This is a genomic window from Maridesulfovibrio sp. FT414, from assembly GCF_050916235.1.
In the GTDB taxonomy this organism is placed as follows: Bacteria; Desulfobacterota; Desulfovibrionia; order Desulfovibrionales; family Desulfovibrionaceae; genus Maridesulfovibrio.
The window spans coordinates 1,505,863-1,522,750 of record NZ_CP104854.1 but is presented as its reverse complement, the minus strand read 5'-3'; the positions used below and the strand labels follow the sequence as shown (position 1 = coordinate 1,522,750).

Here is a 16,888-nt window from a genome sequence, read left to right as displayed (position 1 = left end):
CCGCCGGAGACATAATACAGAAACAAGCGCATTGCGCGTCATGCATAAACATTGAGGAAAGGGAGAGTAACATGAGGAAGAAACAGTTTTTCACCGCTCTGGTGATGGTCCTGTGTCTGGCGTTCATTGCCGCACCGGCCATGGCAAAGGAAGTTGTCCCCGCGGACAAGATGCAGGACTGGATGTTCACGGATCTGGTGGATACGGATTTTATTGCCAAGTACGCCAAGATGCCAAAGCCGGAAGGCGTTATGATCATCGACTCGCGTCCTTACGAGGGCAAGTACATGCTGGGCTACATCCCGACTGCGGTTTCCATCCCGGACTCCAAGTTCGACAAGATGACCGACAAGCTGCCCAAGGATAAGAATACCCTGCTCATTTTTTATTGCGAGGGACTCAAGTGCAAACTCAGCCATAAGTCCGCCGCCAAGGCAGTTAAACTCGGATACACGAACGTTAAGGTGTATCCTTACGGCTATCCCGGCTGGATGAAGTCCGGGCGTTATGGTGCCATAGGCCTTGAGGTTGTGGCTGACATGATGGCCAAGGGTGAGCCGTACATGCTTGCTGATGCCCGCCCCACCAAGAAGTTTCTGGAAGGAAGCATTCCTTCAGCCATTTCCATTCCGGACAGCATGTTTGCCAAGCGTACCGGCCTTCTTCCCGCAGACAAGAAGACCATGCTCATTTATTACTGTCAGGGCTACAAGTGCAAGCTGAGCCACAAGTCTGCTGAAAGGGCCAAGGGCATTGGTTACAGGAACGTACATGTTGCTGAAGCCGGTTACCCCGGCTGGGTTGAAATGTACGGTGCTTCCGGTGGCGTGCAGGTCAAGTCAGGCGGTGAGGAAGGCAGCATAGACATCGATCAGTTCAAGCAGATAATTGCTGAAAAGCCCGATTCCATCATGCTGGTGGACGTCCGTGATGCCGACGAATACAAGGCCGGTCATATTCCCAGCGCGGTTAACATTCCTGTTGATAAGCTTGAAAAGGACATCAAGAAGCTGCCTGCGGACAAGCCGGTTGTCTTTGTATGTGCTACCGGAGCACGCAGCGGCGAATCCTATTACATGGTCAAGGATATGCGTCCTGATATCAAGGATGTCTATTATCTTGAAGCTGAAGTTGATTTCAACAAGGACGGATCTTTTATTATCCATCCTCCCAAGAAGTAGTCTGGTCTCTTTATTCGGGTCGGAAGTTTACTTCCGACCCATTTCTTTCGGGAGCAGTCATGAGCCGAATACTTACATGGCAAGTCGTACTGTTTATGCTGTTGCTTCTTGCTTGTGCACAGGCAGGCCTGGCTATGGACGGCCCCGGCTGGTGGAAGGACGCCGAGGTCGAGGGTCGGCGCTATGGTTTCATGATTGTGGATGATGATTCCCTTGCTGAAATGCTGAAGGCATCTTTGCCTCCTTTGCTTCTGGATGTGCGGGCCGATTATGAGTACGAGGGCGGGCACATTCCCGGAGCAGTGAATCTGGAGTTCGATCTCAGTGAGGAACAGTACATTACCAGGGAAAAGGAGCAGGCCTTAAGGGCTTTGCTTGGTCCCGATCTTACCCGTCCGGTGGTCATCTACTGCCGGAGCTTCAGGTGACTTCGCAGCTCAATTGCGGCGCGCCGGGCAGCGCGTCTTGGATACAGTTCCGTATATCGGTATCCTTACGGCTGGTATGGATGGGTGGAAAAACATCCACCGCCAAAGCAGTCCGGCGAGAATTTTTTTTATCCTGATATGGAGTTTTTTTTCAGCGGCAGTGCGCAAGAACGGACAGCGCTGGGGCTTGGTGAAGGAATATCAAAAGTCCGGCTGGGAAGTCTTGATGCGAAATATTTTCTAATTCTGCTTGTCGCGGAAGGTCATGCTGAAAATTCTCAGGCTATGGAGGCAATGGATGCTGCCCGCAAGGAGCTTGAGTGCTGTACTCCGGATGTAGCATATCTTGCTGTCGGGTACGGGATGAGCCGCCGGGAGGCCATGCACTTCCATGAAAGGAACAGGTCGGGGTTCCCGGTTCTGGCCGATCCGCTTGAGCAGGCATCTGAATTGGCCGAAGAAACGGATTTGCCGGCAGTTTTCATGCTTGCACGAAAGGACAACGGTTTTACACCAATGTTTATCTGCGGAGACCTTGTTTCCGGTCCGGCTCCGCTGGTTAAAAGATTCAATGATGCCCTCAGCGGAAAGCCGGGGCGAAAATGTGTCAGGAAGAAGTGACCTCCTCAAGAACCGCGACCAGCAGGGCTGCAGCCTGCACGTAAAATTTCATGGCTCCCCCGGAGGCTAGCTTGTCCCGGAATTTCCCGGTCCAGACAAGCATTTCTCCTGCAAATGCACGGGCGGACCGGAGACTCTCTTCATCGGAGCTGCCCCAGCCCTGAACGAGATGCACGTACAGGTATTCAAGCTCTATACACAGATGGTCCGGCGGTTCCGAATCCATGTTTCCGGAAGGTGTGAGCCCGGCTTCCTCAAGGAGACGGCGCATGGCAAGGGCCGGTTCCCCCATGGTCCGGGCGAAACCGGGACCGTAGCAGGATTCGTAAAGGGGAGCGACAACTCCTTCCCGGCTGTTTATGAACAGTCTTACATATTCCGTTTCAAGCTGGGAGCAGAAGTTGTCCGTCTCCGCAGGGCAGGACCCGGCCAGAGCTGAAACAGGAACTGAAAGGGATTGCAGTGACTCCGCTGAAAGTGTAGCCAGTGCGGGCAGTGCATCTTCCAGAATTGTTGAACATTCTGTGTTCCGGATGCCCCGGAAAATGATGGTGCACAGCTCAATACAGTTGAGCAGGCAAATCCTGGCGGATTCGTTTTCAGCTCCCTTTGCGGAATTGTTATGTTTATCTGTCATGGGCAAAATATACTAAAAATTTCATGTAGGTACAATGATTAAGGAGGATTTGTATGCCCAATGCATGTGCGGAGCAGGAAAAAATCAAAGAGGAAGTACTCAAGCGCATGAAGCGTATTGAGGGGCAGATCAGGGGTATTCAGGGAATGATTGAGGACGGCAAGGAGTGCGGAGACATTCTGACTCAGGTGAAGGCAGCAAGATCTGCCCTTAAATCGTCAAGCAAGCTGATAATGAAAAGGTATCTGCTCAAGTGCTACGCCGAATCCGTGGAGAAAAGCGAGGATCCGGTTGAGGCCATGGATAAGTTTGTGAAAGTGCTGACCAATTACATGGATTAAGTTGGGCAGCAGCAATCCGGGGTACTGATCAGAGTTCATTGAGCGGTGATGAGGAATAACGTTTCTGTTCCGATACAGCCCAATGTCCGGTCAGAATCCGTCAGGCGGTTGATGCTCCTCGCGGAGCAGGTCCGGAACATGGGTTGATAGCGGAAATGAAGTAATTACCGGAGGTAAATGAGGATGAAAAAAATAGTATTTGCAGTGTTGATGGTCGTTGTTCTGGCTTCTGCGGCTCTGGCAGAAGACAACTACAACCGTTGTTTTTACAGCATGGACCGTAACGGCGACGATGCTGTCAGCAAGGAAGAGTTTTCTGCTGCACTTCCCGAGTCTGGGCAGGCTTTTGGGGCTGCCGATGCGGACAAGAGCGGTTCGATTGACCATGATGAGTGGGAAGCATTCAAGGAATCCAAAGGCATCAGGGAAAGTCACGGCTAGTCTTTGTCTGTAATGTTTACCTGAATTGATGATCTCATCAAAGGTTGTACCGGCATTGCCGCACAGTTCAGCGATTTATACCAAAATGTAAGGACAGCAGTAATTCATGAATATAGGACCGCATACATTTGAAGAGTTCAAGGAAGTTGCCCGCAGGTTTCATGGGTATCCGGCACCGGGATTGCTCATCGGCGGTTATATGGTGGAGGAGGCCAGAAGGCATCTTCCGGCAGAGACTCTTTTTGATGCCGTTGTGGAAACAGGGAAATGTCTGCCGGACGCGGTTCAGCTGCTGACTCTCTGTTCCTACGGCAATGGCTGGATGAAGGTCCTGAAGCTCGGGCGGTATGCTCTTTCCCTTTATGACAAGTACACCGGTGAAGGGGTCCGTATTCATATTGATACTGAAAAATTGAAGAAATGGCCTGAGATTGAAGCGTGGTTCCTGAAGCTTAAGCCCAAGAAAGAACAGAACACTGAAAAGCTATTCGCTGAAATACGCATGGCCGGACCATCTTTCTGTTCCGTCGCTCCGGTACAGGTTGCATCGGATTTTCTGGGACATAAGCACATGCGTGCAATCGGAATCTGCCCTTCCTGCAGGGAGGCTTATCCGGTCAGTGACGGGGCGCTCTGCCGCGGTTGTCAGGGGGAAGTCCCTTACGTTGGCGGGTCGCGTGAGGTTCACCGTGAAAATTGCCTTGTTGCCGTGGATGTTGAAGATGCCGTAGGGCGCACCGCACTGCACGACATGACCAGAATTGAGCCGGGTGTGTCCAAGGGACCGGAATTCAAGGCCGGGCAGGAGCTTACTGCAGGAGATGTCTGCCGTCTGCAGCAAATGGGGCGCAACAGGGTTTTTGTTCAGAGTGATATTTCTTCCGACGGACTGGTTCATGAGAACGATGCGGCTCTAGCTTTTGCCGAACGGATGGCCGGGGAGGGGATAGTCTTTAAAACTCCGCCGGAGGAAGGCAAGGTCAGTTTTTGCGCTGCAGCCAAGGGACTCTTTACCGTCAACCGCGTGATTCTTGAGCGTTTTAATCTGTTGCCTGACGTCATGTGTGCAACCAGGCAGGGTGACATTCTTGTGGACGATGGCAAGCCTGTGGCCGGCACAAGGGCCATTCCCCTGCATCTTTCAGGGGAGGTGTTCCGTAATGCGCTTAATGTGCTGGACGAGGGACCGCTGCTGAATGTTCTCCCGTTGCGTAAGGCCCGCGTAGGTATTCTTGTGACTGGAACGGAAGTTTTTCAGGGGCTTATCGAGGATAAGTTCGTACCCATCATCAGCGGCAAGGTGGAACGGATGGATTGCGAAGTCGTCGGAAGCACAATTGTCCCGGATGACCGGGAGGCCATTGCAGACGGAGTGCGCAGGTTGCTGGACAATGGGGCCGACCTGATTGTGACCACTGCCGGACTTTCCGTTGACCCGGATGATGCCACCCGAGCCGGATTGCTTGATGCCGGATTGCGGGATGCTCTGTTCGGAGTTCCCGCACTGCCGGGAACCATGCTCCTGATCGGGAAGATCGGCAATGCCGACGTTCTGGGGGTTCCAGCCTGTGCCCTGTTCTACAAGACCACCAGTTTTGACCTGCTGCTGCCGAGGGTGCTTGCCGGACAGAGCATTGTTCGCAAGGATCTTGCCCGCATGGCCGAGGGCGGGCTCTGTCTGAATTGCCGGTCATGCACTTTCCCGAAATGTCCGTTTGGAAAGTAGGCCGTGCAAGGCAGCAGATGATCATTGGATAGCTTTTTAAGCGGAACCCTGGTGGTTCCGCTTTTTTGTCTACGCTGTCTTCATGTTTGTATGGCTGTTACTGGCATGTTAGGAAAAAGAGGCTGAAGTTGCGGCAGGCGAATCCTGATGCGGTTTCGGTAGCAGTGCTTTTGCGCTTGAAGGGAGGTGTGCACGGATCGAAATCTTTTTTTTCATGCCCCGAACATGTTTTTAGATACGTTGTGGTCGATTTGGGCGAGGGATAATTTACAAATTTTAGTAAAAATGATTTGCAAATATGTATAGTCTTGGGTGTTTGATTACATTTGTGTAAAGTATGTGTTTGTGAGTGAAAAGTCAACATGCTGTTTTTATTGGTAAATACTGTTTTTTAAAAAGTGGCATTGCCTTTGCTTGTGTAGGGTATGTACCCATCACTGCACGGATTAAAGCTTTCCGCGCTGCTGGCCATCTGTCAGGCCATTGAGCAGGCGCTTGACCTTGAATCAGCCCTAGATGGTGTGCTCAGTATTCTTTCAGAGAATCTCAGCATGCAGAGGGCTACGGTAACGCTTTATGATCCGGAGACAGGACAGCTCTCAATCAATGCCTCCTACGGTCTCACGCTTGAAGAAAAGCAGAGAGGCGTCTACAGGCATGATGAGGGTGTTACCGGGCGTATTTTCCAGACCGGTCGGCCCTATTATGTCCCCGACATTAGCAAGGAACCGCTCTTTTTGGACAAAACAGGATCTCGTAAGATCCAGCGCTGCCGAATTTCGTTTATCGGTGTCCCCATCATCCTGCATGGCGAGTCTATCGGCGTGCTCAATGTGGACCGCATTTTCGGCGATGACGTCGGTCCTGAAGAGGACATTGACTTCCTGAAGATTGTAGCAACCCTGATCGGCCAGTTCATAAGTCTTAATGAAAAGATCATGGAGCGCGAGGCGGTGCTTAAGCGGGAAAACACTTCGCTCAAGTACCAGATTTCCAAAAAGAGCAAGGGGCTGTTCATTGTCGGGCAGAGTTCTGCCATGGTTGAGGTCCAGAGGCAGCTTGAGAAGGTTGCCCCCACCAAGGCCACGGTTCTTCTGCTGGGCGAATCAGGGGTCGGAAAGACCTTGATAGCCCGCATTATCCATGAACTTTCTCCTCGCGCAGGGCATCCTTTCATCAAGGTCAACTGTGCATCCATTCCGGAGAACCTGCTTGAATCGGAGTTGTTCGGTTACGAGAAAGGTGCTTTTACCGGAGCCAATTCAACCCGGCAGGGCCGTTTTGAGGAGGCTGACGGCGGGACAATCTTTCTTGACGAAATCGGCGAATTCCCCATGAACCTGCAGTCCAAGCTGCTCAGGGTTCTGCAGGAGAAGGAATTTGAGCGGCTGGGCTCCAACCGGACCCGCAACATAGATGTACGCATCCTTGCAGCAACCAACCGTGATCTCGGCGAGCTGGTTGAGCGGAGCGAGTTCCGGCTTGACCTTTATTACCGCCTGAACATATTTCCCATAACCGTTCCGGCGCTGCGTGACCGCAAGGAAGATATAACCGGACTCCTGAATCACTTCCTGCAGAAGATGTCCGAGGATTACGGACGTCAGATGTTCTTTACCCCGGCAGCCCTTGATGCGCTGCTTCTTTACGACTGGCCGGGAAACGTCCGCGAGATGCAGAACCTTATTGAGAGACTGGTGATCATGTCCGATTCGGAATATATCACCCTGGAATTTCTCAAATCCTATCTGGCTCCGAGCCAGAATGGTTCGTCTGCTGCCGTGGCTGCGGATAGTTCCAGTCCCTCGCGAGATGCTCCTCCGCATTGTTCCTCCCTCAAGGAGGTTGAACGAAATGAGGTTGTCGCGGCTCTGGAGCGTAGCGGATGGATCCAGTACAAGGCTGCGGAAAGTCTCGGTCTGTCTGCCCGCCAGATGGGCTACCGTGTAAAAAGATACGGGCTGGAGTCCATGATTGCTGAAGGACGGGCTCGGTTGAGGCGCATGAAAAGAGATTAACAGATTTCCTGACTGGCTTGAGCTGCGATCATCGGGATTGCAGCGAATAAAGAATCCCCGCGTGGTGCGGGGATTCTTGTTTTTTGTAAGATGAAATGAATAGTGTTTTTGCTCTGACAGGAAAGTCCATGGCCGGTGTTAAATTCTCTCGGGGTGAATTGCCGCTTAACTGTGCCTGTTTTTTATCGGTTCGAGGCTGATGGCTAGTGCTGACAGGCCCTGAATGACTCTCCCTTGTACTTGTACTGCCATGCTGCGCGCAACAGAATGGGTTTTATATCCGGCTGTTCATTAAGTTGAACGGTGCGGATAATTGCATCATTTCTGCCTTCCGGATGGCTCCATACTGCTGTGCCTCCGCCCAGCTCAGGCGAAAGTTCCACTACAATCGAATCCTCGTTCTGCTGTCTCCACCTTTTTTCAAGGCTGCCGTTAAAGACGATTCTTCCGTCAGGAAGGATCAGGATGGAGTTGCCTGCGGCATCCTTCCAGTGTCCCCAGGCCCAGCATGCACCAATGTTTTTGAAGCTGCCGCTGTCGCCGGAGTCTGTCGCGTCTGACTCCGCCTGACCGGGAAATCTCCATACGGACATGGTGTGCATTACTTCCTGCTGCTGGACCTGATGACCGGTCAGGTTCATCCCGAGCAGAATGTAGTTTTTATCCTTGTAACCGGAGCAGGTTATGATCGAGCTGAACTGTGTTCCGGAGCCTGTGGAGCCTTCGTAGGTTCTGGTCAGGGCCGGGCTTCCGGAGACTTCGTCCTCTGATTCGGAAACCATATTCTGCAGGGGCATTCCCTTGCGGGACATTTCAGCGGTCCAGCCGTCAAGTATCTGCTTAACGGAGAGTCCCATTTCAGGATACCGGTATAGTTCGACAAAAGCATCGTGAGCCGGGGAGATACATTTTTTCAGAAGATGTTCGTCTGGGTTGTTTTCTTTTTCGGTCCATCCCGGAGGGCATTGGAGAGCTTTCGATACTTCCCGGGCGAGGGAAAATGAGGCTGTGGTAAGTAAAAAAACAGTACATAGTGATGAAATTATAATGTTTTTTCTCATAAGGTCTCTCCATGGAATTTAAAAGCAACAGTAATCACTTTTATGGAGTTTTGCCATAGTTATATGAGCAACGGATTGTTTTTCATAACCTTCTGTCCATCTGTATCTGCCATGTACGGGGGTGAACAGCAAAGTCCTTTTCGTTCTTTCTGTGGAAGATCAGGCCAAAAAGTGTTATCTGTGATTAATGGTCAGTAGAAGTGTTGATTGAAAGTAAAAAAAAGGAAACTTCGAAACATTACTCATATGGATGAACTACAGAACAATAATCCCGAAGAAAAACAGAAGAGACTGGAAGATGAACTGGAAGCCTGTAGGCTGGAATTGTCCAGAAATTCAAATGCGGTTGATTTTCTTAACGGGTTGCTGGACCAGTCTCTGGTAGGGATTTATGTGATCGAAGACGGCCGGTTTTCGTACGTGAACAAGTCCTTCGCACTAATATTCGGCTATGATTCTCCAGCAGAGATCGTCGGCAGGTTCCCCATAACAGAGCTGGTTGCCCCGGAATGCAGGGATCTGGTTTCCGGTAACGTTCAGAAAAGGCAGTCCGGCAAGCGTGACGAGATGCGATATACGTTTACCGGATTACGCAAGGACGGGTCACGCAATATTGTCGAGGTCCACGGCCGGTCCATGCTGATCGGGGATAGTCGCAAGGTGATAGGCGTCATCCTTGATATGACAAATTATGAGCGGATGAGTCACCTTGCCTATCATGATCCGCTTACAGGACTTCCCAACAGGGCCTTGTTCATGGACCGACTGGAACAGGCTGTTGCACAGGCTAGGCGCGGTAAGGATGCCTTTGCGGTGATGTATATTGATCTCGACGGATTCAAGGAGGTCAATGACAGTGTCGGACATGCGGGCGGCGATACTGTGCTGCGCGATACGGCAAAGCGCATGGTTGATCTGGTCCGCAGAGATGCCGATTCCGTGAGCAGGATCGGTGGCGATGAGTTTGTAGTTCTGCTGCGCAGTTCCGGAAACCGTGAATACTGTGCCGGGCTTGCTGCAGACTTGATAGAAAAACTGGAACGGCCGATAACATGTTTCGGTGAAAGCGTTTCCGTGGGAGTGAGCATAGGCATAAGCATTTTCCCTGATGACGGAGATGACCCGGAACGAATTCTTCAGGCTGCTGATTGTGCCATGTTCGAGGCTAAGAAAGAGGGCAAGCACACATTTGCATTTGCCGGAGTGACCTGCAGGTAATAATTGGATCCGGGTTGCCTGAATTTTTTGAATACGGCTGACAGGGCATACCGAGTGTGCCGGGATATGCGCGGGATTTTAATTTCAGACAGGCAACAGTTCAAGATTGAGGTTTTGCATAATGGAAACAAGCTTGATTAATGTTCAGATTGAAGCGGTCTTGAAGGGGCTTCGTGAAAGCCATGTTATTTTGTCCGGACTTGTAACAGACCTTCCTGACGAAGTTCTGCACTGCAGAAGAGGGGATGGGTTCTGGACTATCGCGGAACATGCCGCCCATCTGGCCGATGTTCAGCCTATGGGGGAAGAACGGATCAGAAGGATATTGAACGAGGATAATCCTGAATTTGTACCCTTCCTGCCCGAAGAAGACGATAATACGAAATTGTTACCTCCGCCGGATATGAAGGATGTCCTGAGCAGATTCCACTCCGCGCGAGTCAGGATTGTGCAGCTTCTGGAGCAGGCTTCCCCTGAGGACTGGCAGCGCAAGGCCGTGCATCCCGAATACAGGCAGTACGGGCTGTTCATTTTTGCCCGGCACATTCTCATGCACGACCACTGGCACATGTACAGAATGGAGGAGCTCTGGCTTACCAGAGATGAATACCTGACCGGCATGGACTGATCCCGTCTGAAAAGGTTGAAGCCCCGGACAGAGCAACTTGCCGGGGCTTCGCAGTGTATGGAAACGGAGTCGTTTCTATCTATATTATATGATGCATCCGGAGAGCTTTCGGGGCTATCCGGGTCCGGAGAAACTTTTTGGAAGCTCCTCCGGACTCTTAAAATCCATTTTCAGGTCGTGAATATTTTGATCTGGAATCCTTGATCCGGATCAGCCGCACTTGGTGCCGGTTCCGGTACAGCAGGCGTCGGCAATTGAACCGCGTCTGCCCTTGTGGACTTCCATGTTGCCGCCGTTATATACGGTTTCAAGTGCGCTTTCTATAAATCCGCTGACCACGTAAGGCATGATGCCGTTTTCCTCCAGCATGAGTGATGGAGTTTCGCCGATGGCTGCTGCAAGCACTGCCCGGCAGTCGCTCAATGTGGCTGCAAGATCAGTCCAGCGCTTGGGACCGCACCCGGCTACGGGGGCATTGCGCTTTTCCACAAGCTTGAATCCGCCTTCTTCGTTTTTGCCCCAGATATGAAACTCTTTTGCCTCTCCGAGATGCTGGTTGATAAGCATGCCTTCACGCGAAGCCACTGCGACATAGGGGCGGGGTGCATTGATGTCGATGGGCCTGAGTTCGGAACAGGCCTTGAGGGTTCCGCAGAGGGCAGCCGACTGGTCGTTGCCTAGCAGCCCTACGGCATCGGCGCGGCAGCGCTTGCAGTGGGTCATCTGTTCTATGACCTTGCCTGCTTCCTTGCGCAGGGGACCGATGGTCTCGTGCCCAGGTTCGATGATCTCCGCGAACGGGGTTCCCTCGGTGGGTTTGAGGGGGATCATGTTCTGGATATCAGCACCCAGTTCTGCCACAACTCTTGAAACTTCGGTAATGTGGTCTTCATTCACTCCGGGAATTACGATGCTGTTCACCTTGACCACGATGCCGCGTTCCTTGAGTCCCTTGATTGCTGCAAGCTGACGTTCCAGAAGGACTTCAGCTCCCTTCTCTCCACGGTAGACCACGTTGCCGTCCTTGACCCATGAATAAATCTTAGCGCCAATGGCGGGGTCGACTGCACTGATGGTAATGGTCACATGGGATACGCCGAGATCTGCAATGTCATCAAGGTAGGGCAGTATGCCCATGCCGTTGGAGGAGAGGCAGAACAGGAGCTGTGGGTGCTTCTCATTCAGCAGGCGCATGGTTTCAAGCACTTCCTCGGGGTTGGCGAACGGGTCACCGGGACCGGCAATACCGGCTACGGTTATGCGCGGTTCCTTTTCCAGAACTGCATCCATGTATTCCGCAGCCTGAAAGGGCTTGAGAACACTGCTGGTAACTCCGGGGCGGGATTCGTTTACACAGTCATACTTGCGGTTGCAGTAGTTGCACTGGATGTTGCACTTGGGTGCAACAGGGAGATGTACACGACCGCACGAACCTGCGGTTTCCTTGTTGAAACATGGGTGTTTTGTTGTATCTTTCATGATCTGTCTCCCGGAGTGATTTATATTTGTATATGAGGATTGAATTTTTACATGTAGCCATATCCGACCGGACTGTCGGCCTGCTTCTTTTCAAGCACTGCGTTGACTATGCGGTCGAACATGTTCAATGCACCCTTGTAGCCGATATGCAGCAGCCTCTGGCCGCCGAAACGGTCGTGCACAGGGAAGCCGACGCGGATAAGGGGGATTCCCCATTCCTTTGCATAGCGGTAGCCTTTGGAATGGCCGATGAGCAGGTCAGGCTTCAGTTCACCGGCACGTTCTGCGATGTCGTGGAAGTCCACGCCTTCGTGTATTTCCGGTATGCGGCGGGCAACACCTTCGGTAACTGCGGTAACGGCTTCCGTGAGTCCTTTTTTCTTTGAACCGGTCCCCGCAAGGATTACATCAACGCCAATTTCTGCCAGAAATGCGCAGAGTCCGGTTACTAGGTCTTCTTCGCCGTACACAACAGCCCGTTTTCCGAACACATATTTGTGTCCATCCACATAGGCATCTATCAGCCTGCCGCGTTCGCGTTCGTAGCGTGCAGGCATGCTGCTGCCGGATACTGCTTCAAGGGTTTCGAAAAAGGTGTCCGATTCACGCAGTCCCATGGGAATGCCTATGCGATGGTTCGCCACGCCAAACTTTGAAGCCAGCACGGTCCCGCCGGTTTCAGCTGGCAGGCAGCGGCCGAATTCGATGGTGGCATCAGCGCCGGACATCTTTTTTATGGATGCTATGGGGGTCCCGCCGGAGGGGATCTTCACGTAATCCTCCAGTGCAGGACCGTCCAAGGTTTCCGAAATATCGGGTAAAATTGTTGCTTCAACCCCGAAGTCCTCACAGATGTCACGCAGGTGGCGGATATCTTCGCAGGAAATCATGTTGGGCAGGATGTTTACAGAGTTGTTGCTCTCCACCTTGCTCATGTTGAGCTGATCCACCAGGGATCGGACCGCACCGTGCCAGCCGTCGGTATGGGTGCCATTGTAGCTGGGGGTGGAAACTTCCACGATTTCCGGAAGTTCGAGGTCTCCGAATTCTTCATTGAATTCGAAAAGATATCTGGGAACATCATCACCGATGGTTTCGGTGAGGCAGGTGGTTGCCACGCCGATGAGTTTCGGCTCGTATTTCTTCATTACGTTGAGGATGCCCTTCTTAAGGTTCGGGGCTCCACCGTAGATGGCGTGCTTTTCGCCGAGTGCGGAAGATGCGATGTCAACCGGCTCGCGGAAGTGGCTGATAATGTATCTGCGCATGTAGGTTGCACAGCCCTGTGAACCGTGCAGGAACGGGATGGCTCCTTCCACGCCGCGGAAGGCCAGGGATGCGCCGAGGGGGGTGCAAAGTTTGCAGGCATTGGTGGTGGATGTGTAATTCTTACTCTTGGTAGTCATGTCTGAACTCCTGAATCGCTTCTTGCAACCTTTTCGGGTGCCTTGCGGCTGGTCCTCCGGGGACTTAAACCCTTTTGCAAAAGGGTTTAAGAATCCCAAAACCTTTTATTAGGTTTCGTCGCTGTCAGCGGGAAAATGTCATTTAAAAGAACTGTGAATGCGATCATCAAAAGCGCGATAGCGCATCAAATCACATTACTTCCGTTTCGCCCTGCGGGGTGCGAACTGCCAGACCGGGCTCATGGCCGAGGAATGGATTTCGCGGGCGAAGTTGAGCATACCCTCGAAGCCTTCGAGTGCTTCCTTCCTTTCGTGGTTATGATCGCAGAAGCCGACGCCGAGCTTGTAGGCGATGGGGCGTTCCTTTACTCCGCCTACAAAGATGTCCACGTCTTTTTCCTTTATGAATGCGGACAGTTCCAGCGGGTTTGCGTCATCCACGAGGATGGTTCCGGGATCGGATATGCGGGCCAGTTCTTCGTAGTCTTCCTTGGTACCGGTCTGGGAACCGACCATGACCACTTTCATGCCCAGATGGCGGAAAGCCTTGAGCAGCGAGAATGCCTTGAAGGAGCCGCCAACGTACATGGCAACTTTCTTGCCTTCGAGGTCCTTGCGCATGCGGGCCAGCTCGGGCATGAGCTTTGAGAGTTCATCACGAACGAGATCTTCGGTGCGTTTGACAATGTCCGGGTCGACATCCTTGAAGAAATCAGCAACCTGATAGAGGGAGTCCGCCATATCTTCGATGCCGAGGTAGGAGACGCGCATAAACGGGGTGCCGTACTCCTCTTTCATCATCTTTGCCAAATCCAATGTCGCCCCGGAACACTGTACAAGGTTGAGGGCCGCGCCATGGCTGCGCCCGATATCCTTTACACGTCCGTCGCCGGTGATGTTGGCGACAACTTCCACCCCCATCTTTCTGAAATATTCACGGATGATCCAGATTTCTCCTGCAAGATTGAAGTCGCCGAGGATGTTCACGGAAAGAGGAGAAATGTCGGAGGTGTCTTCGGTTCCGACGAGCTTGAACATGGCCTTGCAGGCGGCGAGGTATCCCTCGCGCTTGCTGCCCTTGAATCCTTCGGACTGTACGGGAAGTACGGGGATGCCCTTCTTCTCGGTCATCTTCCTGCAGACTGCTTCAAGGTCGTCGCCGATAAGGCCGACTATGCAGGTCGAATATACGAAGGCGGCCTTGGGGCTGTGGCGGTCGATCAGCTCGTCGAGAGCGGCCTCAAGTTTTTTCTCGCCTCCGAAAATGACATCTGTTTCCTGCAGGTCGGTGGAAAAGGAAAGGCGGTGCAGTTCCGGGCCGCTGGAAAGCGCGCCGCGGATATCCCAGGTGTACACCGCACACCCGATGGGACCGTGCACGAGGTGCAGGGCATCGGCGATGGGATAAAGGACAACCCTTGATCCGCAGAAAACGCATGCTCTCTGACTGACGGCCCCTGCAAGGGAGGGACGGTTGCAGGCCATGTCCAGTGCGCCTTCTCCGGTGCGGTGAATCTGGTCTTTGCGTTCGTCAAGGATGTATTCATTCATGGCTGACTCCGTGGTCTATACACTGTGTTAAAATCAGGTTGCTCTGGTTAACTGTTCTTTCGTCTGAGGCAGATCATTTTTGTTTTGCCCCAGCCTGTTTTTTCGTAAAAATTCAGCGCCGGCTGGTTGTCGCAGTCTGCAAGTAACTGCAGCCTTGTTGCTCTGTTTTCTTCTGCGAACTCGTACAGGCCCTGCATGAGCAGGCGTCCGATGCCCCGGTTCTGAAAGTCCTCACGGACAACTACGTCTTCCACCAGTATCGAAGGTCCGCCCTCTGCGGTGGAAATCACTATCTGACCGGTGCACATGCCGACCACCTCGCCGCCGTGATCCGCGACAAGAATGCGGGCCCGTGGGTTTCCCATCAGCATTCTGAGCCCCGTAAGCTGCCTTGAGCGATCTGCCGAGAAGTCCGTTTCGATGGAGAAGAGCATCTTCAGCAGGTTTGCCATGGGTTCAAGGTCTGCGGATCTGGCTGTGCGGATGGTTGCGGTGGCCGGCATGTGTCTATCCTTCCCTAATCAATCAGGTAATCGGCACAGGGTTCGCCGTCTTCCAGTCCGTCAAGAATCGCATCAATGGCAGCCTCGGAATCAACTCCCTTGAACCACCAGTTCTCGGGCTGAACCACGAGGATGGGACCGTTGTCACACTGCTTCAGGCAACTGGTGGCCACAACAAGTGCATCTATTCCACGGTCGATGATTTCTTCCTCGATGTACTGCAGAAAACCGTCGGTCTGCTTGTGGCAGATACCTTTCGGGTCTCCTGCTGCACGAAAACTCTGACAACAAATGATCATTTTCTCCGGGGTAGCCATATTTCCTCTCCTTGTGCTTTTTTTATGAATTGTGCCTTAGGGGCCTTTGGCGACCCTGCAGGGCTGGGTTTGTGCGCTTGCGCGCTTTTGAAAGATGCTTGCGGCTGAGTCTGTTCCGATCGACTTATTTTTTGCATTTTCCTTTCTTTCCGCCGCCGTAGAGTACGTCTACTGTGCCTTCCACGTTTTCCTCGGAGATGATGACCCTGATTCCTTTTGATTCGAGGACCTGCCTGGGTTTAGCTCCGGCGCTGGAGGTAAGCAGCGCAAAACAGTCCTTCAGGGTTTCGGCCAGGGTTTCCCAGCGCAGTTCTCCGCTGCCGGGTTCAGGGGCCGGGCGGGTCTCCAGCAGGCAGGTCAGCCCGTCTTTGCGGGGACCGTAGATAAGTACCTGATGGGCCTGGCCGAGGTGCTGGTCTATATCCATTCCCGAAGAGCTTACGACTGCAACATTGGGCCGTTCCCTGGTGGAGCGGGGCAGAGCGCCAGTCGGAGGAACCTCAATCTCCGCCCCGCATTTGACCCATGGTTCCATGAGCTCGATATGGTTGGCGGCAAGTGTGCGGGCTGTTTCAATCTGCTCGGTACTTACAGCCTGAAAATCACTGTCTCCTTCGGGCAGGAAGGGAGTTACGGCCATTATGTCTGCACCGTATTCTTTTACGGTTCGTGCAATTGCCTCAATGTGATCCGCATTTTCCGCGTAGACCGTGGTGTTCACTTTCACGGTCAGTCCTGCGTTTTTGAAGGCTCTGATTGATTTGGCCTGCTCTTCCACCAGTATTTTTGCGGCTTCGGGCAGGGGTACTGTTTTGGTGGACGGGCGGATCCAGGCGTAGATGGTCTCGGCAACACCGGGATCAACCGCGTCTACCAGAACAGTGATGTGGGAAATTTTGAGCTCGGCCAGCTTTTCGGCGTAGCGTTCGCCGTCAAGGCCGAGGGTGGTCAGGCACAGCTTCATGTCCGGGTATTTGTCCTTAACCATTGCCAGAGTCCTGAAGCAGGGCTCAAAGGCGGTCAAAGGGTCACCGGGGCCGGTAATGCCGACTACTTTTATTTTTCTTCCGTCTTCAATTGCGTGGTCGAGGATTGAAAGTGCCGCTTCCGGGGACATTGCTGCCGCTGCCTTGCTGTCTGGAGCAAAGCGGATGCGGGCGTTGGATCGCGGTGCTACAGGAAGATGCATGCGGGCCACGGAAGCTTTGGCGGACGGTCCGAAGCAGGGATGGGCAGAATATGAAGTCATGTTAAAGCTCCCGGTTTAAATGTTTGTTTAAGTTGTTCCGCATTGGTTGTGGCTTGGTGGGTTAGTTCCGACCAAAGCCTCGC

The 16,888-nt window shown here is 52.7% G+C and carries 16 protein-coding genes; 8 read left to right on the top strand and 8 right to left on the bottom strand.

All coding sequences use genetic code 11. The features are described 5' to 3' along the window. Nucleotides 1-71: 71 nt before the first annotated feature. Both N7E73_RS06735 and N7E73_RS06730 read left to right on the top strand, forming a co-directional pair. Entirely contained in the window at nucleotides 72-1,181 is a 1,110-nt protein-coding gene (locus N7E73_RS06735; protein WP_432738278.1) for a rhodanese-like domain-containing protein, read from the top strand. Between the two features lie 59 nt (nucleotides 1,182-1,240). Next, nucleotides 1,241-2,230 (top strand): rhodanese-like domain-containing protein, encoded by a 990-nt coding sequence (locus N7E73_RS06730; protein ID WP_432738277.1) that lies wholly within the window; start codon nucleotides 1,241-1,243, stop codon nucleotides 2,228-2,230. Here the strand turns inward: N7E73_RS06730 and N7E73_RS06725 are convergent. Beyond that, entirely contained in the window at nucleotides 2,217-2,867 is a 651-nt protein-coding gene (locus N7E73_RS06725; protein WP_432738276.1) for a TorD/DmsD family molecular chaperone, read from the bottom strand. The two genes, N7E73_RS06730 and N7E73_RS06725, sit on opposite strands and share 14 nt — an antisense overlap. A 53-nt stretch (nucleotides 2,868-2,920) precedes the next feature. Between N7E73_RS06725 and N7E73_RS06720 the strand changes: the two genes are divergently transcribed. From N7E73_RS06720 to nifA, 4 genes are all read left to right on the top strand, one after another. Then, complete coding sequence (locus N7E73_RS06720; protein WP_432738275.1) at nucleotides 2,921-3,208, top strand: metal-sensitive transcriptional regulator; 288 nt, start codon at nucleotides 2,921-2,923, stop codon at nucleotides 3,206-3,208. Nucleotides 3,209-3,391: 183 nt separating this feature from the next. Then, nucleotides 3,392-3,649, top strand: coding sequence for a hypothetical protein (locus N7E73_RS06715; protein ID WP_432738273.1), 258 nt, complete (start codon nucleotides 3,392-3,394; stop codon nucleotides 3,647-3,649). A 106-nt stretch (nucleotides 3,650-3,755) separates the two neighbouring features. After that, nucleotides 3,756-5,375, top strand: coding sequence for an FmdE family protein (locus N7E73_RS06710; protein ID WP_432738272.1), 1,620 nt, complete (start codon nucleotides 3,756-3,758; stop codon nucleotides 5,373-5,375). 425 nt (nucleotides 5,376-5,800) lie between these two features. Further along, on the top strand, nucleotides 5,801-7,393 hold the full coding sequence (nifA, locus tag N7E73_RS06705) for a nif-specific transcriptional activator NifA (protein ID WP_432738271.1): 1,593 nt from the start codon (nucleotides 5,801-5,803) through the stop codon (nucleotides 7,391-7,393). A gap of 203 nt (nucleotides 7,394-7,596) precedes the next feature. Here the strand turns inward: nifA and N7E73_RS06700 are convergent, their stop codons facing one another. Next, nucleotides 7,597-8,454 (bottom strand): hypothetical protein, encoded by an 858-nt coding sequence (locus N7E73_RS06700; RefSeq protein WP_432738270.1) that lies wholly within the window; start codon nucleotides 8,452-8,454, stop codon nucleotides 7,597-7,599. A 246-nt stretch (nucleotides 8,455-8,700) separates the two neighbouring features. Here N7E73_RS06700 and N7E73_RS06695 point away from each other — a divergent pair, with 246 nt between their 5' ends. Continuing rightward, nucleotides 8,701-9,672, top strand: coding sequence for a diguanylate cyclase domain-containing protein (locus tag N7E73_RS06695; protein ID WP_432738269.1), 972 nt, complete (start codon nucleotides 8,701-8,703; stop codon nucleotides 9,670-9,672). A gap of 121 nt (nucleotides 9,673-9,793) precedes the next feature. Continuing rightward, complete coding sequence (locus tag N7E73_RS06690; protein WP_432738268.1) at nucleotides 9,794-10,300, top strand: DinB family protein; 507 nt, start codon at nucleotides 9,794-9,796, stop codon at nucleotides 10,298-10,300. A gap of 210 nt (nucleotides 10,301-10,510) precedes the next feature. Here N7E73_RS06690 and N7E73_RS06685 read toward each other — a convergent pair whose 3' ends face one another. From N7E73_RS06685 to N7E73_RS06660, 6 genes are all read right to left on the bottom strand, one after another. Continuing rightward, the gene (locus N7E73_RS06685) at nucleotides 10,511-11,779 is read right to left on the bottom strand and encodes a radical SAM protein (protein ID WP_432738267.1); all 1,269 of its coding nucleotides are present in this window, start codon (nucleotides 11,777-11,779) and stop codon (nucleotides 10,511-10,513) included. 47 nt (nucleotides 11,780-11,826) lie between these two features. Beyond that, entirely contained in the window at nucleotides 11,827-13,185 is a 1,359-nt protein-coding gene (locus tag N7E73_RS06680) for a nitrogenase component 1 (RefSeq protein ID WP_432738266.1), read from the bottom strand. Between the two features lie 195 nt (nucleotides 13,186-13,380). Beyond that, on the bottom strand, nucleotides 13,381-14,736 hold the full coding sequence (nifE, locus tag N7E73_RS06675; RefSeq protein ID WP_432738265.1) for a nitrogenase iron-molybdenum cofactor biosynthesis protein NifE: 1,356 nt from the start codon (nucleotides 14,734-14,736) through the stop codon (nucleotides 13,381-13,383). Nucleotides 14,737-14,783: 47 nt separating this feature from the next. Next, entirely contained in the window at nucleotides 14,784-15,239 is a 456-nt protein-coding gene (locus N7E73_RS06670; RefSeq protein WP_432738263.1) for a GNAT family N-acetyltransferase, read from the bottom strand. A 14-nt stretch (nucleotides 15,240-15,253) separates the two neighbouring features. Beyond that, complete coding sequence (locus N7E73_RS06665; protein WP_432738261.1) at nucleotides 15,254-15,556, bottom strand: (2Fe-2S) ferredoxin domain-containing protein; 303 nt, start codon at nucleotides 15,554-15,556, stop codon at nucleotides 15,254-15,256. A 124-nt stretch (nucleotides 15,557-15,680) separates the two neighbouring features. After that, on the bottom strand, nucleotides 15,681-16,805 hold the full coding sequence (locus N7E73_RS06660; protein WP_432738260.1) for a NifB/NifX family molybdenum-iron cluster-binding protein: 1,125 nt from the start codon (nucleotides 16,803-16,805) through the stop codon (nucleotides 15,681-15,683). Nucleotides 16,806-16,888: the final 83 nt, after the last annotated feature.